A 23,359-nucleotide genomic window follows, 5' to 3' on the forward strand; every position below is an offset into this window, starting at 1 on the left:
AAGGCGGCTTTCGCGCCGCCCGGCTCTGTTACAGGGCCCGCCGCGCGCACTCCACGCATACCCTCCCCACGCCCGACATGCCACCCGGAACAGCACACGGACCTACGGCATGAGCAAACGGTGTCCTGCAGCGGCGCGGATTCTGGCTACTGCCGCCAGGGGCCAACCGCTCTGGCACCATCCGTCGGCGCAGACTGAAGTCATGGAATTGCCGGTAGCGGCATGGCTAGGACCTCCGCACCCGCCCAGCGGTTCTGGGTGCCGCGGATGAGGTGACGGCCACCCACGGGGTGATCAGCCCTGCCCCTGCCGCGCTGGGGGCACAAGCCCGACATGCGCGGTGACAAGGGGCCGGGCTTGCCCCGGCTGGGGCGCTATTCCCCGGTGTTCCGCTCGGCACGGATACTCCACGGCCTGCAGGCCGAGCGGGGGCGGCGAGCGGCCCGGCCTCGCAGCGCCGCGCGGGCCGCGTTGGCGCCAGGGACACCGTGCACACCGCCGCCGGGGTGAGCGGCGGCCGAGGCCAGGTACAGGCCCTTCACCGGTGTCTCGGGCCGGCCGGTGCCGGGCGTTGGCCGGAACACCAGCTGCTGGTGGGCCGCTGCGGTTCCGCCGTTGATCGCGCCGCCGCGCAGGTTGGCGTCCATGGACTCCAGCGTGGGCGGCGCGAGAAGGCGACGGGATGTGATGCGGGATCGGAATCCCGGCGCCCAGCGTTCGACTTCGTTCTCCATGCGGTCCGCCATGGCTTCCTGTTCCCGCCGGTCCCAGCTTCCGGTCAACCCGTCCTCGCCCGCATCACCCTTGATCCGATGCGGAAGGTGGGTGTAGGCCCAAGCCGATTCTGTGCCGGCCGGAGAGCGCGTGGCGTCGGCAGTGGTCATCTGACCGAAGAGGAGGAAAGGACGGTCGGGCACCCGGCCTGTCGCAATTTGAGCGGCGAAGCGAGTGAGACCGTCGACCCCGTCGGCCAGGTGGACCGTCCCCGCCGCGGCTGCCTCCGCAGCAGTCCAGGGCACGGGGCCGTTCAGCGCCCAGTCGACCTTGAAGGTCGCGAAATCCCACTGGAACCGGCGCAGATCGCTCAGCAGCTGGTCAGGGAGATGTCTTGCGTCGACCAATTCGCCGTACAGCGCCGGTGCGGACACGTCGGCGAGTACAGCACGGAACGCCGGTACCGACTCACCCTGCGCGGTGCGTACACCCACGGCCCGTCCGCCACGTACGACGACCTCCTTCACGCGCTCCCCGCAGCGGACCACTCCGTCGTGCCGCTCCAGTCGCCGCACCAAGGCCGCCGTGAGCGCCCCGGCTCCGCCGACCGGCACGGGAAAGCCGTAAGTCTGTCCGAGCATGGACATCAGCCACCCGAAGCCTCCACTGCCCGCCGCTTCGGGACCGAGGTCCGCGTGGAGCGCATTGCCTGCGAGCAGCAACCGGCCGGCCTCGCCGCGGAACTCCTCCTCCCCCAGGCGACGGGCGGGCAACAGCAGGGTCCGTGCCAGCCGGAGGCCGCCGGCTGCCCGGAGCCTGGCGGCGAGACGGACGGAGGACCGGATGGGCGGGAAGGAAGTGAAGAGGGCGCCCAAAATGTCGGGGCCGAAGCGATTCCACGTGGCGCACAGGTCGAGCCAGGCGGCACCGTCGCCCGCTGCGAACGTGTCCATGCCCGCGGCCGTGTCCTCGGCCCGGCGTTCGAGAACGGCGCACCGGCCGTCCGGCAGCGGGTGCGCCAGCACACGCGGGGCGCGGCTCCAGCTGAGTCCCTCTTCCTGAAGCTCAAGACCTGCGAGGACCGGGGAGGCGGCGGCGAGCGGATAGAAAGCGCTGAACAGGTCGCTCACGTAGTCGGGATGGACGCCCCGATCGCTGCGGACCGCGCCGCCCGGTTCCGGCTGCGCCTCCAGGACCTCAACGCTCCATCCTGATTCGGCGAGCAGATTCGCCGCGACGAGACCATTAGGACCCGCGCCGATGACCACCGCGTCCGGCATCGTTACCTCCTGGCGTTCTCGTTGTCGCTCTTCGGGCCCCCTCAGGTAGCAGCTCGTCGTCTGTCAGAGCGGTTCGTGCGTGTGATTCGGAGTTTTCTCCACGGCGGGCGAGCATGCTGCCGTGACGCAGCTGGATAAGCGCGTCCACCGCAGTGTTGTGGGGCATCCAAGCCCACCCGCGCAGCGGGTGTTCGTCGATGTTCACCAAGGCGTTCTCGCCCCGCCTCCGTACCTCGATGGCAATCCGTGCGGTGCCGAGCCATCCGCGGTCGGCCCCCAGTTTCCAGCACGCCGGGTGCCTCGCAACGCCGGACGATGGTGCTTCCCGACGCCGACCACGGCCGCAGCCGAACCGTGTACGTGATGCTGGAGCCGACCGCGGCCGTGGGCCGCGAATCGGAGGCGCCGTCTACCCAGTCGCTGTAGCGCGTGCCGTCCGCGAGGAACCGCCCAGACGTCCTCAACGGAGCGTTCGATCAGTCGGTGTCGGACGGCCATCGGTCCTCCAGCCCTCGTCGAAACGCCAACCAACAGCACCCGCCCGCGCGCCGGGCCTCACTCCTGTTCACTCTCGCAGGCGTCCGAAGGATCCGCCGCCTGCCGGACACCGCACCGGGTGACGGCGACCGCGAAAGCTCCCCGCACCACACCCGAAACGAATGCGTCGGCAGTTCTTTCCAGCACGGTCTTCCGCTGCTTGGGTGTTCCTGGAACGCCTCGGATGTCGGGCCGCTCCAGGGGTGCCCTCTCTGGGGGCACCAGCAGATCCATACCTCATTCGCCGCACGCACTTCGGCCGACTTTCAGGCGTATGCACGCGGGCAGGCGGAGGGCTCGTTTCTTCAGCTCTGGAGCCTGAGGCGCCGCCGTGCGCGTCGGTCCGCGAACGGAGGCGGCGGCATGCCTACGCTCGTCGCGGCGGGACAAGGAAACGGATAGCCGTACACGCTCGCGCCCCCCGGCGTGGAGTTTGCTCCGCGCGGCAACTCTGCAGCGCAGCATCGATCTCGCCATCCCCGCCGAGGACCGCGCCCGCACGCACGCTGCAGTGCCGCGTGTCCGGGAGGTGTGAACAAGATCGTCGCAGGCTCCGCCAGGGCCAAGGCGCCAGGCCTGGTCAGCAAGGCACTGCCCGACACGCCCAACGCCCAGGCGCACCGCAACATGGCCGAGCGCGGATCCGGTCAACACGAGAGTTCGACTGAAGGAGGCACATCTATGAAGGCATTGACTTGGCACGGCAAGCGGGACGTGCGGATCGACACGGTACCGGACCCCGTCATCCAGGACCCGACTGACGTGATCATCAAGGTGACGACTACGGGTCTATGTGGCTCCGACCTGCACCTGTACGAGCTGTTCGGTCCGTTCCTCGGCGTCGGCGACATTCTGGGCCACGAGCCGATGGGCATCGTCGAGGAAGTCGGCGCGGAGGTTACCGGGGTGCGCCCCGGAGACCGGGTCGTTGTTCCCTTCAACGTTTCGTGCGGCACGTGCTTCATGTGTAACCAGGGTTTGCAGTCTCAGTGCGAGACCACGCAGGTCAGGGAACATGGCAACGGTGCGGCCCTCTTCGGCTACACCAAGCTCTATGGGCAAGTTCCTGGCGGGCAGGCAGAATTCTTGCGCGTGCCTTTCGGGAACACCCTTCCCATCGCTGTACCTCCCGGCCCTGCGGACGAGCGGTTTGTCTACCTGTCCGACGTGTTGCCCACCGCATGGCAAGCAGTCGAGTATGCGGCTGTGCCTCCAGGTGGCACTGTGGCAGTACTCGGCCTGGGACCCATCGGTGACATGTGCACCCGTATCGCCGCCCATCGCGGCGCCGGAAGGGTCATCGGGATCGATCTGGTGCCGGAGAGGCTGCAGCGGGCACACGCCCGCGGGGTTCACACCCTCGACCTCAACGAACACGGCAAGAACATCGGCGAAGCCGTTCGCGACCTCACGGACGGCCGTGGCCCCGACTCCGTCGTCGATGCTGTCGGCATGGAAGCGCACGGCGCACCCGTGGCCAAGGGCATGCAGAACCTCACCACACTTCTTCCGGACGCACTGGCCGCCAAGATCATGGAACGTGCAGGCGTCGACCGCCTTTCCGCCCTGTATCTGGCCATCGACCTAGTCCGGCGGGGTGGCACCATTTCGCTGTCCGGCGTATACGGGGGCATGACCGACCCCCTGCCCCTGCTGACCATGTTCGACAAGCAGGTGCAGCTACGCATGGGTCAGGCCAACGTATGGCGTTGGGTCGACGACCTCCTGCCGCTCCTGACCGACGCAGACCCTCTGGGCGTCGACGACTTCGCCACTCACCGTTTGCCGCTGACCCAAGCACCAGAGGCATACGACATGTTCCAGAAGAAGCAGGACGGTACGGTCAAGGTCCTCTTCACCCCTTGAATGAGACGCTGGGGACGTCACTCTCGGCGTCGGTGTGGAATTCAGGGAATGACCGACTGCGTGCCCGAGTCCGCGAGGGCGGAGGGCCGCAAGGACGCCGTCTCGCGGGCACAGGAGGCTGTCCCGGGGCCGCGGGACGTAAGCGGGGGTGAGCCCGAGTAGCGTGGACTGAGGAGCGGTGCCACGCCTACGGACGGCGCACGGGCGTGGCGTCAAGGTTGGCTCCGCGTAGGCCCTCTCCGACGCACTCGGGTCGCGCCCACGCAGGACGGCCGACTTCCTTCCAAGCGCTCCCGGGAAGGTGATCACGGATGGCCGGGCCCACCCACCATGGCAAGGCAAAGGACCGCGCAACGGTCGAGGCTCTCCTGCAGGCCGAGGGCCACACCTATGCCGAGGACGCGGGCATCAAGATGAAGAACACCCCACAGCCGCTGTACCAGGCGCTGGTGGCGGCCTGCCTGCTCAGCGCCAGAATCAAGGCGTCCGTTGCCACCGCCGCCGCGCACGAACTCTTCACGGCCGGAATGCGGAGCCCTCGCCGGATGTGCGAGGCGACCTGGCAGCAGCGGGTGGACGCGCTCGGCAAGGGCCACTACCGCCGGTACGACGAACGGACCGCGACGCAACTCGGTGAGGGCGCGCAACTACTGCTCGACCGCTACGGCGGAGACCTGCGGCGACTGCGCGACGAGGCGAGCAAGGACCCGGACGAACTGCGCCGGGCCCTGCGCCGGATCCCGGGGCTCGGCCCGGTCGGCGTGGACATCTTCCTGCGCGAGGTGCAGGCGGTCTGGCCGGAGGTGAGTCCGCTGTTCGACCGCAAGGCTCTCGACGGTGCCCGACGGCTCGGGCTGCCCGAGAAGCCGAAGGCACTGGCCGCTCTGGTGCCGCGGGAGGCTCACGCTGTCTTCGCGGCGGCGCTGGTCAGGGCAGCGCTCGACAGGCAGGTCGTCGACGAGGTCGTGCAGGCGCAGAGATGAACGACGGCGCGCGGTGGTGCACGATCGGGGCCTCGTCCTTCAGGCCACCCGGTACCTCTCCGCCGGCTTGACCGGAACGTCAGTCCGTGCCCGGGTGTCCCGGTGATGCCGGGGGTGATCGCGCCGCCGGCCGGGTCGAGGGTGCCCTCGAAGAGCAACTCCACGATGCGCACGTGGTCGTGGAACCACTCCAATCTCCAGACGGCGCACGTTGTCCACGGTCTTGCCGTAGGACTGTGCCGAGGCCCGCAGGAGTTGTTGCCGATCGTCCCGCCGAGCGAACAGTGGCTGTGCGTGGAGGGCTTGGGGCCGAACTTCAGCCCGTACCCGGACAGCCGGCCGTTGAGCTCGTCCAGAACGATGCCGCGCTCGACCACACAGGTGCGGCGCTCCGCGTCGACCGAGACGAGACGGTCTCAGTACTGGTCCAGTCGACGATCACGGCCGCATTGATGCACTGGCCACCCAGACTCGTGCGGCCGCCCCGGGAGAGCACCGGCGCGCCGAAGCGGGCGCACACCACGACGGCCTCGGCGCCGGCATCCAGGCTCCTCGGGACCATGACGCCGATCGGCATCTGGCGGTAGTTGGAGCCGTCGGCGGCGTACGCGCCTCGGGTGCCCACGTCGAAGCGCACCTCACCGTGGACCCGCTCGCGCAGCACCCGCTCCAGCGCAGCCGTGTCCAGGTCAGGCCCCGGCGTCTTCACTCCCCGCACCATGCACGCCACCCTCTCGCCGCCGGGCGGAGCGGCCTCGTGCCGCCCCAGTACACGCGTGCCCGAACGCTGCGTTCCCTGACGTTTCCGCGCGCGACGAACCACCAGTGGTTCGCGGGGACTCACTCGGGTAGCCGATACAAAGCACACTCTCGGGGTACTCGAGGCCCCATGATGAGGCGAGAACGGGCACCCGCGGACAGCGGCCCGGAGGGCCACGACTTCGGCGCGCACGGTCGTTTCGATGCGCAGGCGCACGAGCGCAGCCCGCAGGCGTGGGCCTCGCGTCATCACACGGTGGCCCAGGAAGAACAGCGGAATGGGCCAGGCCAAGAATGTGCGTGCCCCCCGCCCGGGATCCCAATGGACTTTTCGAGAGGCCAGGTGGGTACCCCACAGAACTAGCGTGACCAGGAGTGACGGTACGGGATGCGTAACGACAACCGGGGCAGCAGCCTGAGTGAGAGGCGAGCAGGATTGCCCCGCCACGCTCTCGCGACGAAATGTTTACCGGCGAGCATGGCGTGGCCAGCACCGCTGATCGCCTGCCGGATCTCCCACGAGTCACCAGTCCGAGCGCTGAACCACAGAGTCACAGCTACGTGAAGGTGACTGCCGCTTTCCTGGGCCCAAGGAAGCGTGGTCACGCAGTCTCCTGTGACGGGCCAGCGACAAGGAACACGGAGAAGCCATGAGTGAGTCCGAACGCCCCCAGGATCCGACCAGCAGGTACCCGCAACCTGACTTTCCCCAGCAGGACCAGGAGCATCCCGGCTCGACCGCTCCGATGGATCCGCCGCCCGACCACGGCGAGAACTCGTACAGGGGTAGGGGCCTCCTGTCGGATCGCAAGGCGGTCGTCACCGGAGGCGACTCCGGTATCGGCCGCGCCGTTGCTCTGGCCTATGCCAGGGAAGGCGCCGATGTGCTGTTCACCTACTTGACCTCCGAGGAAGGGGAGGCCCGCGAGACGGCCCGACTGGTCGAAGAGGCGGGGCGTCGGGCCGTGACCGTGGCCTGCGACATCCGGGACGAGAAACAGTGCCGCGCCCTCGCCGAAAAGGCGGTTTCGGAGTTCGGGCAGATCGACATCCTGGTCAACAACGCCGCTTACCAGATGTCACAGCCCGACGGGATCACGGCCATCTCTACCGAGCAATTCGATCGCGTCGTACGCACCAACCTGTACGGGATGTTCTGGCTCTGCAAGATGGCCCTGCCCCACATCCCGGCAGGCGGTTCGATCATCAACACGACCTCGGTCCAGGCGTACAAACCCAGCCCGCACCTGCTCGACTACGCCATGACAAAGGGTGCAATCGTCACCTTCACCCAGGGTCTCGCTCAAATGCTGGCGTCCGAGGGCATTCGTGTCAACGCCGTGGCCCCGGGACCCGTGTGGACCCCCCTCATTCCCGCCACCATGCCCGACACCAAGGAATTCGGGAAACAAAGCCCACTCGGTAGGGCTGCGCAGCCAGCGGAAATGGCACCCTGCTACGTCTTCCTGGCCTCTGCGTCCGCGAGTTACATCACCGGGGAGATCATGAATGCCACTGGCGGTACACCGCTCCCCTGACCACCTTGCAGGAAAGACGTGGACATCCTGACCGCGCCCCGCCCCGATGCGCCAGCGCCCGCACCGCCGCCTCGGCCGATAGACGTCTTCCAGAAATCAGAGAGTCGTACTGACGGACACCGTCCCAGATAAAGGCGACTCGGCTATCGGAGAGGGCTCGGTGCCGCGCTGGCGAACGCGCAGCGCCGAAGCCGGAAAGGAGCTGATGGCGCCGTCAGTATCGCGGTGCCTCGGCCGTTGAGAAAGGTGTTCGTCGATGAACAGCGCGGAAGCGGCGCGTGCACGGGTTCTGGCGGAGCTGATCGCTGCGAGTCATCTGATGACCTTGGAGCAGCTGCCTGGCGCGGTGGCATCACACGCCGCCCGGGTGGGCTGGCCTCAGGTGCTGATCTATCTGGCCGATCTGCAACAGGATCGGCTGCACCTGCTGGCGGGCGACGTTGACGTCGGCCCCGGTAGCGCCGACGTGCCGGCTGAGTTGTCGGTTGAAGCGACCGTGGCGGGGCGGGCCTTCCAACGGGGGAAGGTCTTTCCGACCACGGCTTCTGCGAAGGGTCAGTGGTGGGTCCCGCTACTGGACGGCACCGAGCGTCTGGGTGTGCTCCGGGTCGGCGTGCCAGGCGCACAGGTCGAGGCGGATGAGGATCTGAATATGCTCGCCGGATTGGTCGCCCTCCTTCTGGTGAGCAAGCGTGACACGAGCGACTCATACTCCCGGTTGGTCCGCCGCCGGAGGATGGAAGTAGCGGCAGAGATGGAATGGCAGCTGATGCCACCGCGGACTTTCGCCACCGACCGCGTCTTGGTCAGCGCGATCATGGAACCGGCCTACGAAGTCAGCGGGGATGCCTTCGACTACGCCCTGACCGGCGAGACAGTGCATCTATCCGTCTTCGACGCCATGGGACACGACACCGCCGCCGGATTGACCGCGAACCTTGCGGTGGCGGCCGCTCGCAATTACCGCCGCCAAGGCGCTGACCTTCTGCAGACAGCGGAAGGCGTCGGTGAGACCCTGACCGAGCAATTTGCGGGCAGCCGCTACGCCACGGGCATTCTGGCCGACCTTCACCTGGCCACCGGCGTGCTGACCTGGACGAACTACGGTCACCACCCCCCGGTCGTCATCCGCGGCCACCGGACCCTCGTGCACCTGTCCTGCCCGCCCGCTCCCCCTATGGGAACCGGGCTGGACCGGCCCGGCACCCTCCGCCGCGACCAGCTGGAACCCAGGGATCGGCTGCTGCTCTACACCGACGGCATCACCGAAGAGCGCAACCGAGAAGGACAGGAATTCGGCCTCAACGGCCTGACCGACTTCCTCGTCCGCCACCACGCCGACGACCTCCCCGTCCCAGAAACCCTGCGCCGACTCATCGCACACCACCGGGATTACCACGACGGCCGCCTCAACGACGACGCCACCGTGATGCTCGTGGAGTGGCACGGCCCCACCCCCTACCGGCCCAGCCAGCTGCAGGCACTCGCGGGCCTGCCCCCCTCCACCGCTCCGGAGACGATCGCCTCCGCATGGGCCCAGCAGCCCGCTGACGACGACGGAGCTTGACTGACGGCGCCAGTACCCGTCTCCGAGTCCAGTCATCCGTTTCTCCGCAGAGACGATACTGGCCGCGAATCCGGTGTGATCGCCGCCGCGAAGGCGGCGGGCGGTCTGATCACCGGATCCCCCGCGCTGCTCTCGGAAGTCGCGCACTCGGTCGCCGACAGCGTCAATGAGCTCTTCCTGCTCGCCTTGCTGCGGCTAGCAGGCGGCCCGCGGACCGGCGCCACCCGTTCGGATACGGCAAGGAACGCTACTTCCGGGCGGAGCTTTCATCTGCCCAGGGTGCCCCCGGGGCGACGGCAGGCGCACCCGGCTGGCCCGGATGCGGCGGGCCTGGCGCGGGAGGAAGATCGTGTTTACGAGCGGTGGTCCCGATGTCTCCTGGCGGCGGCCGGGACCGCCGCCCGACAAGCAGGGGTGTACCGCCATATGGCCCACGGAGGTTTGGGGAGGGAAACGTGGGCTGCTTGGGTAGGGGCGTCGCCCGGTCCAACGGGACATGCGCCCCCGGATGGCCACGGCCGGACGGCAATCCGCCCCCCGACTCGGGAGGGGGGCGGAATTATGAGGGGGGTTCGCCCCTAAGGGCTGTCCCGTAACCCCTGGCGGGCGCACGACGACAGCTACGGCACCTCGCCGCGTTGTCGGAACGCCCGTATACGCCCAGTATGCGGACGTCCCTCCGCCTTGCGATGCACCGCATCTGACGCCGCGCGCTGATCCACCAGGGATTACGGGACAGCCCTTAGGCCGGGATGCGTGGGGCCCCTGTCCGGGACGTGGATCGGTGTACGGGTGGCCCAGATGCCCGCCTTGCGGCCTGGACCGCTGCCCGACAGACCGTGCGTGGTTCCTGGAGGTGCGCATGCCGTCGACGATCTGGAGCGGCGCCATCAGTTTTGGCCTGGTCACGATCCCCATCAAGGCGATTTCGGCTACCGAGGATCACTCGATCCACTTCCGCCAGGTTCACCTGGCGGACATGGGGCGGGTCCGTACCCGGAAGGTGTGCGAGATCGACGGCGAGGCCGTGTCGCAGGATGAGATCGGTAGGGGCTACGAGCTCACCAAGGACGAGACCATTGCGGTCACCGATAAAGAGCTCGACCAGATGCCGCTGCCCACGGCCAAGGCGATCGAGATTGTCGGTTTCGTGGATGCCGACACGATCGACCCGGTGCGGATCGGCGACAGCTACTACCTGGCAGCCGACGGGCAGGTAGCCGCCAAGCCGTACACCTTGCTGCGCCAGGCGCTGGAGCGGTCCGACAAGGTCGCCATCGCCAAATTCGCCTGGCACAACCGTGAGCGCCTGGGCCTGCTCCGGGTGCGGGACAACGCCATCGTCCTCCACGCCATGCGGTGGCCGGACGAGATCCGCGACCCGGCCGAGCTGGCCCCGAAGGAACCCGTGCTGGACGAGAAAGAGATCGAGCAGGCCGTGCAGCTCGCCGACAGCATGACCATCGACGACATCTCCGGATTCCGCGACGCGTACCGGGACGCACTGGAAGAGCTCATCGAGGCGAAGAGCGAAGGCAAGGAACCGCCGCAGCCGGCCGAGGGCGAGGAGCAGCAGCCCGGGCAGGTCGTCGACCTGATGGCAGCCCTGAACGCGTCGGTCAAGCAGGCCAAGGAAGCCCGCGGCGAGTCCGGCGAACACGCCACCGTCCACGAGATGAAACCCCGCAAGAAGGCCGCAAAGAAGACGGTCAAGAAGGTGGCAGCAAAGAAGACCACGACGAAAAAGACGGCGACGGCGGCGAAGAAGAGTGCCGGCCGGAAGCCGAGAAGTGCCTGACTACCCAAGCACCCCGAGCTCGGCGTCGGGCCGGCAGCGCATGCAGGCCCCGATCCGTCGGCGAGGGCGGCGAGCGCCTGCCCGCGGCTGATGGACCGCTGCCCCTTCCCGGCGGCATATCACCCGCCGACGTAGACCTCGATGCGATGCCGACCGACGCCCACGCTCCTCGCCTGCCGCTTCTCCCGTTCCCGCTGCTCGGCCGCCGCAATGGCCGCGTCAATGCAGGCCACCCACATGGCGTGCCACGTCCGCAGGCGCGGAGGCGCGGCAAGCCGGACGACAGATCGGACACACATTTCGATTGCAATGCCGTGGGTGTGGTCGAGCCCCACCGCTCAGGCAGGAGCTCGGGGCGCAACAATGCGCTCATTGTGGCTAATCGGGCGGCTCTTGCGGAAGAGGGCGATCCTGGGTGCCGCGCATCCGCTTCTTGATCTCGTCCTCAGTCCGCTTGGTCGTCCCCTCGGCCTCCTTGTGTCGGCCGCCAGTCGTCTTACCCATGGCTTCCTTTGCCTTGCCTGGGAGTTTGTCCTTGCCGCTCCGCCGCGTCATAACGACTCCTCGTGTGGACGAATCCGTGCCCTCCCCAAGCTAGGGCACCTCAGGCAAAGTCGCTTTGCACGAAAGGCCGCAAGTGCCGCACTGGCCTTGGTCCCGCTGCATCCTTCGTCGGCGGGATACTGTGCCGTCACGTAGGGGCTGGGGTGACCGACCCCCGTGCACTCGATACCGCCGCTGAGCAGGAAATTTCCGAGGCTCAGGGCATCATCGGATTGGGTTGGCGCCCGAAGGCGTGAAAGCGATTCCCGCGAGGGCGAAACGTGTCGACGCCCGCCATGCCGAGGCCTCGGCACGTGCGCGTTCCCGGGGGCAGGGTGAGAAGGTGAAGCATGGGAAATAGTGCTCTCATCGTCATCGACATGATCAACACGTACGATCACCCCGACGCCGAGCTGCTCGTTCCCTCCGTCCGCGCTGCGCTGCCCCACCTCACCCGCCTCATCGAACGCGCTCGCTCCGAAGGTACTCCCGTCATCTATGTGAACGATAATTTCGGCGAATGGCGATCCCATCACGGGGAAATCATCAAAACCACTCTCGCCGGGAAGAACGCCGAACTGGTCGCACCCGTGCTGCCGGACGACGATTCCTTGTTCGTCGTCAAGGCCAGGCATTCCATCTTTTATGAGACGCCGCTCAGCTATCTACTTTCCCAATTGAGCGTGAACCATGTTGTACTCTGCGGGCAGGTGACGGAGCAGTGTGTTCTGTATTCGGCACTGGATGCACATATCAGACGTCTACGCGTTACCGTCCCCGAGGACGCTGTGGCCCATATCCATTGGGACCTCGCCAAGGCCGCTCTGCGCATGATGGAGCGCAACATGGGCGCTTCGATCCGGAACGTGGGTACCGTCGCGTTCTGACGTCCGGGCGGCACGTTGGAACGAGCGGGAGCCGAGCAATTCAGCTCCCCCGGGAGCGCGTGCAGGGTTACCTTCCCGGGGGGTTGATCGACCAGTCACTGAGTGGGCCCGCGTTCGCAGCGCGGGTCCCCCGTGCTCAGCCAGTGAACGCCGACGGTTCCACGGAGACCGGCGCCGTGATCGACGAGCTCCTCCGCGAGGACGCCCGCCGGATGCCGGTCGCCGCGTTGGAAGGCCGGAGTCAACCACGTAGATGAGCACCGAGGGGCTGGTGGTGCCCAACAGGTCGACGCGGGAGGGCACACCCAGCTCCCATTGCGGGAAGGGGACTCCTGCCCGCAATGGGTGAATTCCAGGGGTCATTGGAGCGCTCACGTCGACTGCCGTCACAGGTCGCCAGGCGCCGACTCCCGGACTATCACGCGACCACAGGGCGGCATGATGACACGGCGACCGGGTAGCCGAGGTGCTGTGCCTGCCCGAGAGAGGTTGGCCAGGAAGGAAAAGACCATGCTGGTGGCCCACCCCGTGGTACTGCGGAACCTCGTAAAGAACTACGAGACCCTGGTGCTCCTGCACGCCGAGGCCGGCGGTGAGGAGGTACGACAGCGGATGGACGATGTCGCGTACACGCTGTGCATCTCCACGGGCACCCGCGACATCGATGCCGCCCTGATCGCCGCCCGCTACCAACTGCCCGGCGCCGGCCCGCACGATGACTCCCTTGTGAGCGCCGGCGAAACGTCCGACGCGACACCGGCAACTGGTGGCCACGCTCAACAGAGCATGGCGCCAGCCACGACTTCCCGGCAGCCGATTGAATCAGCCACCGCGACAGGGGCAGGCCGAGATGGCGAAGCACTTCGCCGGTGACCGGCTGCGAGTGACCCAGCCACGATCCCCCTGGCACGGGTGCGGTGGTACGGGTCAAGGGGCGCCGGCAAGAATGACGCACACGACGGCGGCAGCCAAGCCACGACGGCTTCCCGCGCGGGACGGACACCGTCCGGTCGGGCTGGTTGCCCAGGCGGACCTCCCCCGACCTCCGTCCGACCCACAGGCAGGAGACCTCCTCCAAGCGCTGCCCACCGACTGAGAGGGCGGCGACGATGGAGCCGGAAGTGCTGAGCTACGGGCCGTGGAACGCGGTGGAGGGCGCGGCCGTACACGTACGACGAGGCCCGGAAGGGCTGATCTGTCTGCGCACCGAGCATGGCGACTGCGCAACCCTTGCCCCGCTGCTGGAAGAAGCCGCTCGTGGGCGCGCCACCGGCGAACTGGCACGGCGGCTGGGCCCGGGCGAGGCCGAGCTGGTACTCAGAGCGGTCCGGTCGCGGTAGCCCCGACGGGCCGAAAGCATGTGCAGATGAGGACTGGGCCCAGGAGCCTGGTTCTGCACGACTGGCGTCGAGGAGTTCCGGTGGGCGTTGACAAGCATGTTCTGCGAGGCCGTATCGCTGTGGTGACCGGCGCTGCCCGAGGCGTGGGGGAAGCCGTAGCCAGACGGCTGGCCGAACGCGGTGCTCGTGTGGCCGTGCTGGGGCTGGAGGAGGAGGTGCTCGCCGAGGTGGCCGCAAGCCTTCCCACCGCATCGCACTACTGGCACGTGGACGTGACAGACGACGCGGCGATGGCGGAGGTCTCCGAGGCAGTCCGTAGCCGGCTGGGCCGCGCCTCCGTCGTAGTGGCCAACGCGGGGGTCGCCGACAGCGGGCCCTTCACCGGCTCCGACCCGGACATCTGGCGCCGCGTGATCGAGGTCAACCTCGTGGGCAGTTCCATCACCGCCCGGGCGTTCCTGCCCGACCTGCTCGGCACTCGCGGCTACTACCTCCAGATCGCGTCCCTGGCGTCGATCGGTGCGGCACCGATGATGAGCGCGTACTGCGCTTCCAAAGCCGGGGTGGAGTTCTTCGCCCACTCGCTCCGTGCCGAGTTGGCTCCCTGTGGGGTCGGCGTGGGAACGGCCTATCTGGGCTGGACCGACACGGACATGATCCGCGGCGCCGAACAGCATGCCGTGCTGCGGGAGCTACGGGCACACATGCCCCCTCCGGCCCGGAAGATCTACCCGGTCCGGCAGGTAGCCGAGGCGTTGGTGAGCGCTGTCGAGCGGCGCGCGCCGACGGTGTACGTGCCCGGGTGGCTGCGGAGCGTGCAGGCAGTCCGCGCGCTCCTGCCGGGGCTGGTCACCCGGCTCTCCCGGCGCGAACTGATGGGCTCGCAGTTTTCCGCGACCGGCCTGCTGGGCCCGGGTGGGCGGGCGGCAACCACCGGCCGGGACGTCTGACGGCCGGTCGGCGCACGCTGTTGGGCTTGCTCGGAGGGACCGGGAACTCGCCGAAGCCGCGAGAACTCGGGCCTCGTCGGAACACCCGGTGCCGGACAGGCCCGAAACCCGCCCGGCACCATCGGGCTGCTGTGTGTCTCGCGTATACGGAGGCATCGCCGGCCTCATGCGCCTTCTGGCCATGTTCGACAAGCAGGTGCAAGTACAGCTGACGGTCAGATCCTCGCCGAGCTTTGGATCACGGCAGGTTCGGCACGCCCTCTCAACATCCGCCCACCCGCTTGTTTCGCACGGAACGGACGGCTGCGGGCGTGGAAACGCACGCCGATCCTGGTGGAACATTCTTCAGTGCACGTGGTGCTGCTGGCCAGTCCGGCGGGCGGTCAGCCGGTAGAAAGCGTTTCAAGGAGGTCGCCGACGGCCGGATCGGGCAGTGCTCGGGCGACATCGGCCTGGGCGACCACTCCGACCAGCGTGTGACCGTCGATGACCGGCAGTCGACGCACCTTGTGTTCGCTCATCGTGCGGAGAATTTCCGAGGCATCGTCGTCCGCGCCGATCGTGACGGCTTCACCCTGCGCCAGGTCGCCTGCCTTGATCTCGGCGGGGTCCTTGTCCGCCGCAAGCACCTTGACCACGATATCGCGGTCGGTGAGTACGCCCTTGAGACGTTCGTCCGCTCCGCAGATAGGCAGAGCACCCACGCCCAGTTCCGCCATCTTGTGGGCGGCAAGGAGAGCAGATTCGTCCGCGCCGATGCACTCGGCGTCCGGGGTCATGATGTCTCGCGCGGTAGTCATCACACGTACTTCCTTTCCGATGGATTTTCGGCTCGGGCTCGTGCGTGGTCTTTCCGCGGCCCGTAGATCGCAAGGCGGGCACTCAGGGGCGCTCTCCCTGCTGATCCGGGGAGGGCGGCTGCGAAGCGGGACGGTCATGTGCTGAGCAGGCGGTTGAAGAACGAGCGGTAGCGCTGAAGTGCTATGCGCAGGTCCTCGGTGAGGACCTCCTCGCCCCGGCCCCACTGGCTTTCGAGCCCTTCCTTGCGGGATGCGAACGACCGGGCCAACGTCTGCATGACCTCGGCGACCAAGGCGTCGGCCGTACGGACGGCGTCCTGCGGATCATCGACGAAGGCTGTCTGTACGGCCTGCCATTTAGCCTGGAAGGCCTTGGCCTCTTCGGGCCCGAGAAGCGGTTCGTTCTCCTGGCCCTCTTCCGGTGCCGAAGAGCCCGGTGTGCCCGCCGCCCGCTCTGTGGACGCGGCGTCCCCAGCAGCGTCCGCGGTGCGCGGAGGAACGTCGCCCACCGTCGCCGATGGTGTTGCACGATCTGCGGCGCGGTCCTCCCGGGGCCGGGCGAGATCCTCGGTGCTCAGGCCGATGTCTGTCGTGTCGCCGCGGCTGCCCGCTTCACTGTGTTCACGCTGCATGCTTGTCCACCTCATCCGAATCGGTTCAGGGCGAGCCCTCGATCCGTGGCCCGCCGGCCTGCACGGGGCACGGGTCAAGCGCGTTGCTGCCCCGGCCTGTCGCCGTTGGTGAGCAGGTCGTCGAAGAGCGCGCGGTAATGCACCATGGCTCCCCGCAGTTCCTCGGTGGTCGTCTGCTGACCGCCACTGCGTGCTTTGACTTCGTGTGCGGCGCGGTAGTGCTCCAGCGTGCGCCCGTGTTCGACCGACAGGTCCTTCAGTTGCTGCTCGTACCCCTCGGTCGGGTAGCCACGTTCCTTCATGAGCCGGGTCACCAACTGGTCCGCCTCACCGACCGCCTCCTGCGGACGGTCCACGAAGTGCTCCTGCACGCCGTTCCAGTCCCGGGCGTACTGCTGACGGGCGGTCGAGGCCAGCGGCTTCACATCGAGGTCGTCGTGCCGTTCCTCGCGGGCGCGCAGATCACTTTCTGCTGACCGGCGACTACCCTCGGATTCCACCGCCCGTACTCGGCACCGAAACGGTTCCTGAGATGGCGGCGACGAACTGCCATCCACAAGGCGATCGCGAGGACGATGACGACGACCACGACAATGATCGCAATGACAATTCCTGACGACATCGCACGCCTCCCTTGATGTCGCTGCTCAGATCCCACCACCCCCCAGTGCGCGGCAGCCCGGGAGGCGATTTCCGTGCCCCACGCACCATGCCGAACCGGGCCACCGCACTCATACCAGCCATACGCCCCCAATACCTCGCCCGCCACCGGGGACAGCGCAGGGGAACACAGGGGACACGCGGGGTACTCACTTAGGCGCGCGTCGTCGAGCTGGGCGTATCCGCAGCAGTCAATCTTTCCGTCGGCGTCCCCGACGTCGTGCTCCTGCCGGGCGGCGAGAACGACCGACGCATCCACCGCATCACCGCCCTTGCACTCCCCGTACACGACCCACGTTGGCTCACCGCGCCGACCGCCGCCGACCAGGGCACAACGGCTGTCCGGCCGCAGGACCCGCAGGTACTGCCAAGGGGCGGCGGCATCGACCTGCCCACGCCGCAGCGCACACCCGCGCCGAAGTGGGACATACCCGCCGGCTGGGCCCCGCGGGCCGACTGCGAGATCAACGTCGTCGCCTTCATCCTCGACGAGGACGAACAGGTCACCTTCGACGAGGACTTCATCTTCTACGGTGCCCCGGAGAGCCCCGCCGGCATTGTGCGGCTCCTCACCGGCGACCCGACCGCACAGACCATCGCCGGCGACCTGGGATCCCTACCGCTCCCGCGACGCGCAAGGTCGTCGTCGCCGCTGCCCTCGACGGCGCCGCCACCTTCGGGAGGGTCGGCGCAATCCGGATCGGCGCTGCCCCTGGCAGCAGCGGGCACCATTCGCCCGGGCCACCCCGGACGCTGCAACGACCGAACGCGCCATGCTGCTCGCGGAGATCTACCGCAGGGGTCCGATCTGGCGCCTGCGCGCGCTGTCGGCCAGGCTACGACCATGGGCTCGATGCCACGCGGATACGGGGTTCGCATCGCCGAGTGAACGACGGTGACGAAGGTCCAGTACGTCCGTGGGTCAGGCACGGCGAGGCGGGCGGGTGGGGGCCGAGGTGCAGGAACCGCCAGGCTCGAACTCAGTCCGGCGGACAGTTACTGGAGCTTTCCTTTTGGTGTGACCCCGGTCAACAGGTTCATCACGGTGAATGTGCGGATTAAACCGCATGGCATCTGGGTTACATGTGGTTGGAGTGGATTGGTCGAAGCGAGTCGGGCGTCTGTGGAGGCATGGCTGTGCACGGTGAGTACAAGGTCCCCGGCGGCAAGCTCGTCGTGGTCGATCTGGACGTCGAGGGCGGTGCCTTGCGCAGCGTACGGGTCGCCGGGGACTTCTTCCTCGAACCCGACGAAGCCATCCTCGCCATCGACGCGGCCCTGGAAGGCGCACCCGCCAACACCGACACCGCCGGGCTCACCGCCCGCATCGACGCGGCACTGCCAGCATCGACCGTGATGCTGGGGCTGACCTCCGAGGGCGTCGCCGTCGCCGTACGCCGGGCCCTCGCACAAGCCACCGAGTGGAACGACTACAACTGGCAGCTCATCCACGAGGCCCCACAGTCCCCCGCACTCCACATGGCACTTGACGAGGTCATCACCACCGAGGTCGCCGCTGGGCGCCGCCCGCCCACACTACGGGTGTGGGAGTGGGACTCTCCCGCCGTGATCATCGGCAGCTTCCAGTCGCTGCGCAACGAAGTCGACCCGGCCGGTATCGAGCGCCACGGTGTCACTGTCGTCCGTCGCATCTCGGGAGGCGGGGCAATGTTTGCAGAGCCGAGCAGCACCATCACCTACTCGCTGTCTGTGCCCCAGTCCCTCGTTTCCGGCCTCTCCTTCGCGGACAGTTACGCCTACCTCGACGACTGGGTCCTCGGAGCTCTCGGCGACATGGGCATCAAAGCCTGGTACCAACCGCTGAACGACATCGCGACCGACATCGGGAAGATCGCCGGAGCGGCCCAGAAGCGCATCGTGGGCCCAGGCGGAGGACCCGGCGCCGTGCTGCATCACGTCACGATGTCCTACGACATCGACGCCGACAAGATGCTCGATGTCCTGCGCATCGGCAAGGAAAAGATGTCCGACAAGGGCACCAAGAGCGCCAAGAAACGCGTCGACCCCCTCCGCCGGCAAACCGGCCTGCCCCGCGAAGTCGTCATCGACAACATGATCGACTCCTTCCGCAAGCGCCACGGCCTCACCCAGGGCGCAGTGACGCCCGAGGAACTGGCACAGGCGGAAGAACTCGTACGTACCAAGTTCGGCACTCCAGAGTGGACAGCACGAGTGCCGTAGCAGCTGCTGACTCGCTCGGAGGCTCTGTCACTCCAGCCAAGTACTCGCAGGTCATAGCCTCTTGCCGCCGCTGGCGAAGCGTCGTAGTGTCTTCGCCGTACGACCTTCGTGGAGCCCGGCAACACCATCACGTACTCGCTGTCCGTCCCGGACGCCCTCGTCTCCGGCCTCTCCTTCGCGGACAGTTACGCCTACCTGGACGACTGGGTGCTCGCGGCGCTCGGCGACATGGGCATCAAGGCCTGGTACCAGCCGCTCAACGACATCGCGACGGACGTCGGCAAGATCGCCGGCGCTGCCCAGAAACGCATGGTCGGCCCGGACGGCGGCCCCGGCGCCGTGCTCCACCACGTCACCATGTCCTACGACATCGACGCCGACAAAATGCTGGAGGTCCTCCGCATCGGCAAGGAGAAGATGTCCGACAAGGGCACCAAGTCGGCGAAGAAGCGCGTCGACCCGCTGCGCCGCCAAACCGGCCTGCCCCGCGAGACCGTCATCGACCGCATGGTGGAGTCCTTCCGCAACCGCTACGGACTCGCCCAGGGACGCATCACTCCTGAGGAACTGGCACGAGCGGAAGAACTGGCAGCCGCCAAATACAGCACTGCGGAGTGGACAGCACGCGTGCCGTAGGGGCGCGCGGAAACGTTCCGCGACAGAGAGTGACACCTCACAGGAGCGTCGGTGCTGTCGCCATTGCGCGCGTGGCATTCACAGTCGCCGTACCACCCCCGAAACTGCAGGTCAGTGGGGAACAGCCGGTACACCGCGCGCAGGGCACCGTCCGGCCGGTGGATGAGGGCGTTGCCCATCCGCCGGTCGGCCGGCTCGCGCCGAGAGCCGAAGCTGCCCAGGTGGCTCTCCCGCGCTCAGGGCCTGTTCACACATGCAGAGCCGCGGGATCCGGTGCACGCTGGCAGTGGAGAAACGTACTCCACGGGCGCACCGGCGCGTACGACTGCCTGTCCGCCCGGCATCGCCCCGAAACGCGGCTGAGAATTCCAGCCCCCCGGGGCGATGGGTTCCGCTCTGCACACGTCACGCATGGGCAGTGGCGTGTCCCTCGCGGTGCCGGCCGAACTGAGCCGCTCGCGGGAGCATCACTCGTCCCCGGCGCCTGCCGGCAGGCAGGTCGTCGGCAGGGAGGAAGCGCGATGGAGATCAAAGGATCAGTCGCTCTGGTGACGGGGGCCAATCGGGGCATCGGCCGCGCGTTCGCTCGCGCGCTGATCGACCGCGGAGCAGCCAAGGTCTACGCCGGCGCCCGCGATCCGGCGAGCGTGAACGATGAGGACGTCACTCCGCTGCGGCTGGACGTCACCGAACCCGAGGAGGTTGCCGCGGCAGCTGCCGCTGCGGGTGACGTCACCATTGTGATCAACAACGCCGGCGTCGGAGGCTTCAGCACCGAACTCCTGGGCGGATCCTTCGACGGGGCACGCCAGGCGATGGAGATCAACTACTTCGGCACCTGGGCCGTCTCCCGTGCCTTCGCCCCCATCCTGGCCCGCAACGGCGGCGGCGCACTGGTGAACATGCTGTCGACCGCCTCCTGGACCTCGCGGCCGGACTACCCCGGGTATGCGGCCTCCAAGGCAGCCCAGTGGTCGTTGACAGGTGCGCTGCGGGAAGGCCTGCGTGAACAGGGGACGCTCGTGGTCGGCGTCCACGCCAGTTTCGTGGAGACGGAGCTCAGCTCCTTCACGGACGCACCGAAGATCAGCGCGGCCGACGTCGCGGAGCAGACCTTGGAAGCCCTGGCGAACGACCGGGTCGAGGTCCTCACCGACGAGCGGACCAGGCAGGTCAAGAACGCCCTGTCGCAACCGCTCGAACGGTGAGGAGAGGCCGGCCTTGCCGGGATGAGGCATCCCGCCACCAGCGTCCGATCGACTGATTCGTTCCGGAGACCGCGGAGTTGGCGGATCACTCCCAAGGACACATCCGTGTCGCCACGGCAGAGGAGGATTCATGAGTTCTGAGCCATCGGCGGCGCCCACCCCCGGCAGCCCGGCCCTGCTCGAACAGACCCTCGTCGTCATCGGCGGGAGCGCGGGCATCGGTCTGGCGACCGCCAGGCACGCTCGTGCCGAAGGCGCCGCGGTGATTCTCACGGGACGGGATCCCGAACGGCTGCGCACCGCGGCCGCGGAGGTCGACGCGCTCAGCACCGCCGCCTTCGACGCCAACGACCCGGCGCAGTTGCAGCGGTTCTTCCAGGATCTGCCCAGGCCGGTCGACCACGTCATGGTCACAGCGGGACACCCGTCCTACGGGCGCCTCCTCGACATGGACTCCGATCAGGCGCGCCGGGCGATCAGCGAGCACACCGCGCTGGCGCTCGAGGTCGCGCGCCACGCCGCCGGCACGGTACGACCGGGCGGCACGCTGCTGCTCCTGGGCGGCACGGGCGCCCGGCGGGTCCGTGCCGGCCTCGGGATCGCGCCCGCGGTCACCGCCGCGCTGCCCGCGCTCACCGCCGGCCTCGCGCTCGAGCTCGCCCCGGTACGGGTCAACCTGATCGCTGCCGGTTTCGTGGACACGCCGTTGTCGGCCAGGCTCCTCGGCGACGGACTCGACGCCCGCCGCGAGGAACTGCGCGCCTCGCTGCCGATCGGCCGCGTTGTCGTACCGGCCGACGTCGCGGCGCTCGCCGTTCACATCATGACCAACACGGCACTCACCGGCGCGACCTACGACATCGACGGCGGCCAGCAACTCATCGGCTGAGAGCGGAGGAAGAGGGTCGGGTCGGGTCGGGTCGGGTCGGGTCGGGTCGGAACGCTACGGCCTCGGGGCCGTACGTGACCGTGGAAGGAACGCGCTTGATCGGTATCGTCGCCGTATGCCTGAACTGATCGCGCCCACCACCCGCCTGCACTCCGCCTGGCTCGAGGCGCGTGACGAGTGGGGCCCCGGCCTCCACGAGGACGGGTTCGGGCTGGGGCCGTCCGATGAGGTCGACTCGCCGGACGGGTTCGCGGCCTGGGTGGCTCTGCTGGCTGACGCGTCGGGTCCGAAAGCCGTGGAGAACGGACGGGGTTGTACGTACCGATGGATCGTCGAGGGCGATCGCGTGCACGGCGGGATCGCTCTGCGGCACGGGCTCAACGACCACGTGCCGCAGTGCGGCCACATCGGCTACGGGATCCGGCCGTCTTCACGTCGGCGCGGGCTGGCCGGCTGGGCCCTGGGCCGGATGCTCGACGAGGCGCGGGGACTCGGCCTGGACCGGGTGCTGATCGTCTGCGAAGTCGACAACCTCGCCTCGGTGAAGACGATCGAGCACCACGGCGGCGTCCTCGAAGAGGTCCGGGAGACCGCACACTGCCCCGTGCGGAGGTACTGGATCACGTTCTAGTGTGTGATCCGGCCAGGGGCCGGTGCAGACATGAGCGCGGCCGTCGTCACGACGCCGCGGTCTCCCAGAAGAACCGGCGCGCACATCGGCCGCGCCTGACGGAACCCGGTGCCTGCGGGCAGGGGCCGCCTCCTACCGGCTCAGGAGCCGCCGGTTGCCGTGGAGTAGGAGAGGCGCGCCCGCGCCGGCCAGCGCGCACGGCATCCCAACTCGGGTACGCGGGATGCACTCCTGCTTCCTGCGGCACAAGGAAGCGGCGTCTGCGGACGGCTCAGCACCCCGGACGGCGGTGGCCACGTCGACGACGACGCCGGGCAGCCGCGGCCGGCGCAGAGCCGGTCCTCCCGGACGAGGCAGCGAGGGGGTCAGGGCGACCCGGTGACCGTCGTGCCCTGCAGAAGCGGGCAGCACGGATCAATAGACGTCGCGGACGTAGCGCTTGCCGGTGGCGAGCTGCTTGACGCCGCGTGGTCCGGCTGTTCGTCAGCCTCCCGACTGTCCGGCCGATGCCATGCTTTGCACCCTGCGTCGGCGCTGCTCGGCGACGTCCGCTACGGGGGCGGACAGCAGCAGGGTGCAGGTGTAGGGGTGCCGCGGTGTTGTGGTGACCTGTTCGGCGTCGCCCGTCTCCACGATCTCGCCGCGGTGGAGGACGGCGACCCGGTGGCTCATGCAGCCGACCACGGACAGGTCGTGGGAGACGAAGAGGTAGGAGACGCCGGTCTCCGCCTGGATTTCCAGGAGGATGTCGAGGACCGTCCGTTGAATGGTGAGGTCCAGAGCGGAGACCGGTTCGTCGCAGACGACGAGCCGCGGCCGGAGCGCGAGAGCGTCGAGAGCGGCGAGCTGGACGTGGACGTGGTCGACCGGTCGGTGGAGCGGCTCGCGCGTCTCGCGCGGCGCGCGACCGCGGCCGGCGCCCCCGAGGGGCCGGAGATG

General features: G+C 68.2%; 17 protein-coding genes and 7 pseudogenes. 16 read left to right on the plus strand and 8 right to left on the minus strand.

Translation table 11 applies throughout. The features are described 5' to 3' along the window. Positions 1 to 374: 374 nt before the first annotated feature. Together OG878_RS08155 and OG878_RS42220 are read right to left on the minus strand one after the other, a co-directional pair. Positions 375 to 1,994, minus strand: a complete 1,620-nt coding sequence (locus OG878_RS08155) for a phytoene desaturase family protein (protein ID WP_328886156.1) — start codon at positions 1,992 to 1,994, stop codon at positions 375 to 377. Continuing rightward, positions 1,960 to 2,492: pseudogene (locus OG878_RS42220) on the minus strand (SRPBCC family protein). Before OG878_RS42220 ends, OG878_RS08155 begins: the two are co-directional and overlap by 35 nt. Before the next feature lie 720 nt (positions 2,493 to 3,212). Between OG878_RS42220 and OG878_RS08160 the strand changes: the two are divergent. Further along, on the plus strand, positions 3,213 to 4,397 hold the full coding sequence (locus OG878_RS08160; protein ID WP_328891174.1) for a zinc-dependent alcohol dehydrogenase: 1,185 nt from the start codon (positions 3,213 to 3,215) through the stop codon (positions 4,395 to 4,397). A 311-nt stretch (positions 4,398 to 4,708) separates the two neighbouring features. After that, complete coding sequence (locus OG878_RS08165) at positions 4,709 to 5,380, plus strand: endonuclease (protein WP_328886157.1); 672 nt, start codon at positions 4,709 to 4,711, stop codon at positions 5,378 to 5,380. Between the two features lie 192 nt (positions 5,381 to 5,572). Here the strand turns inward: OG878_RS08165 and OG878_RS08170 are convergent. Further along, positions 5,573 to 6,101 (minus strand): annotated as a pseudogene (locus OG878_RS08170) (FAD-binding oxidoreductase); the annotation flags it as partial. 688 nt (positions 6,102 to 6,789) lie between these two features. Between OG878_RS08170 and OG878_RS08180 the strand changes: the two are divergent. The 4 genes and pseudogenes from OG878_RS08180 to ku all read left to right on the plus strand — a co-directional run bounded on the left by OG878_RS08180 (position 6,790) and on the right by ku (position 11,042). Then, a complete protein-coding gene (locus OG878_RS08180; protein ID WP_328886158.1) occupies positions 6,790 to 7,677 on the plus strand; it encodes an SDR family oxidoreductase in 888 nt (295 codons plus the stop codon). 256 nt (positions 7,678 to 7,933) lie between these two features. Next, positions 7,934 to 9,244: a PP2C family protein-serine/threonine phosphatase gene (locus OG878_RS08185; RefSeq protein ID WP_328886159.1), complete on the plus strand. Its 1,311-nt coding sequence runs from the start codon at positions 7,934 to 7,936 to the stop codon at positions 9,242 to 9,244. A 75-nt stretch (positions 9,245 to 9,319) separates the two neighbouring features. Next, positions 9,320 to 9,516, plus strand: a pseudogene (locus tag OG878_RS08190) (cation transporter); the annotation flags it as partial. A 590-nt stretch (positions 9,517 to 10,106) separates the two neighbouring features. Further along, positions 10,107 to 11,042 carry a non-homologous end joining protein Ku gene (gene ku, locus OG878_RS08195; protein ID WP_328886160.1) on the plus strand — a complete coding sequence of 312 codons (936 nt, stop codon included), beginning with the start codon at positions 10,107 to 10,109 and terminating at the stop codon, positions 11,040 to 11,042. Between the two features lie 378 nt (positions 11,043 to 11,420). On the opposite strand, the gene OG878_RS08200 is transcribed toward ku, so the two are convergent. Further along, positions 11,421 to 11,546, minus strand: a complete 126-nt coding sequence (locus OG878_RS08200) for a hypothetical protein (protein ID WP_328886161.1) — start codon at positions 11,544 to 11,546, stop codon at positions 11,421 to 11,423. A 389-nt stretch (positions 11,547 to 11,935) separates the two neighbouring features. On the opposite strand from OG878_RS08200, the gene OG878_RS08205 reads away from it, so the two are divergent. The 4 genes and pseudogenes from OG878_RS08205 (at position 11,936) to OG878_RS08220 (ending at position 14,762) form a co-directional block, all read left to right on the plus strand. Beyond that, positions 11,936 to 12,472: a cysteine hydrolase family protein gene (locus OG878_RS08205; protein WP_328886162.1), complete on the plus strand. Its 537-nt coding sequence runs from the start codon at positions 11,936 to 11,938 to the stop codon at positions 12,470 to 12,472. A 510-nt stretch (positions 12,473 to 12,982) separates the two neighbouring features. Next, a pseudogene (locus OG878_RS08210) lies at positions 12,983 to 13,207 on the plus strand (DUF5133 domain-containing protein); the annotation flags it as partial. Positions 13,208 to 13,581: 374 nt separating this feature from the next. Further along, entirely contained in the window at positions 13,582 to 13,812 is a 231-nt protein-coding gene (locus OG878_RS08215) for a hypothetical protein (protein ID WP_328886163.1), read from the plus strand. An 80-nt stretch (positions 13,813 to 13,892) separates the two neighbouring features. Next, entirely contained in the window at positions 13,893 to 14,762 is an 870-nt protein-coding gene (locus OG878_RS08220) for an SDR family oxidoreductase (RefSeq protein ID WP_328886164.1), read from the plus strand. 383 nt (positions 14,763 to 15,145) lie between these two features. On the opposite strand, the gene OG878_RS08225 is transcribed toward OG878_RS08220, so the two are convergent. The 3 genes and pseudogenes from OG878_RS08225 to OG878_RS08235 form a co-directional block, all read right to left on the minus strand. Continuing rightward, positions 15,146 to 15,562 (minus strand): CBS domain-containing protein, encoded by a 417-nt coding sequence (locus OG878_RS08225; RefSeq protein WP_328886165.1) that lies wholly within the window; start codon positions 15,560 to 15,562, stop codon positions 15,146 to 15,148. 134 nt (positions 15,563 to 15,696) lie between these two features. Then, positions 15,697 to 16,194 carry a hypothetical protein gene (locus OG878_RS08230; protein ID WP_328886166.1) on the minus strand — a complete coding sequence of 166 codons (498 nt, stop codon included), beginning with the start codon at positions 16,192 to 16,194 and terminating at the stop codon, positions 15,697 to 15,699. A 74-nt stretch (positions 16,195 to 16,268) separates the two neighbouring features. Beyond that, positions 16,269 to 16,816: pseudogene (locus tag OG878_RS08235) on the minus strand (hypothetical protein). A gap of 258 nt (positions 16,817 to 17,074) precedes the next feature. Between OG878_RS08235 and OG878_RS08240 the strand changes: the two are divergent. From OG878_RS08240 to OG878_RS08265, 6 genes and pseudogenes are all read left to right on the plus strand, one after another. Further along, on the plus strand, positions 17,075 to 17,743 hold the full coding sequence (locus OG878_RS08240; RefSeq protein WP_328886167.1) for a TerD family protein: 669 nt from the start codon (positions 17,075 to 17,077) through the stop codon (positions 17,741 to 17,743). Positions 17,744 to 17,991: 248 nt separating this feature from the next. After that, the gene (locus OG878_RS08245; protein WP_328891175.1) at positions 17,992 to 19,056 is read left to right on the plus strand and encodes a lipoate--protein ligase family protein; all 1,065 of its coding nucleotides are present in this window, start codon (positions 17,992 to 17,994) and stop codon (positions 19,054 to 19,056) included. A gap of 105 nt (positions 19,057 to 19,161) precedes the next feature. Next, positions 19,162 to 19,692, plus strand: a pseudogene (locus tag OG878_RS08250) (lipoate--protein ligase family protein); the annotation flags it as partial. 521 nt (positions 19,693 to 20,213) lie between these two features. After that, positions 20,214 to 20,900, plus strand: a complete 687-nt coding sequence (locus tag OG878_RS08255) for an SDR family oxidoreductase (protein WP_328886168.1) — start codon at positions 20,214 to 20,216, stop codon at positions 20,898 to 20,900. A 130-nt stretch (positions 20,901 to 21,030) separates the two neighbouring features. After that, the gene (locus OG878_RS08260) at positions 21,031 to 21,789 is read left to right on the plus strand and encodes an SDR family oxidoreductase (protein WP_328886169.1); all 759 of its coding nucleotides are present in this window, start codon (positions 21,031 to 21,033) and stop codon (positions 21,787 to 21,789) included. A 115-nt stretch (positions 21,790 to 21,904) separates the two neighbouring features. Next, positions 21,905 to 22,420 (plus strand): GNAT family N-acetyltransferase, encoded by a 516-nt coding sequence (locus OG878_RS08265; protein WP_328886170.1) that lies wholly within the window; start codon positions 21,905 to 21,907, stop codon positions 22,418 to 22,420. Between the two features lie 483 nt (positions 22,421 to 22,903). On the opposite strand, the pseudogene OG878_RS08270 reads toward OG878_RS08265, so the two are convergent. Beyond that, a pseudogene (locus tag OG878_RS08270) lies at positions 22,904 to 23,257 on the minus strand (ABC transporter ATP-binding protein); the annotation flags it as partial. Positions 23,258 to 23,359 lie beyond the last annotated feature (102 nt).

The organism is Streptomyces sp. NBC_00316 (assembly GCF_036158715.1).
Lineage (GTDB): Bacteria > Actinomycetota > Actinomycetes > Streptomycetales > Streptomycetaceae > Streptomyces.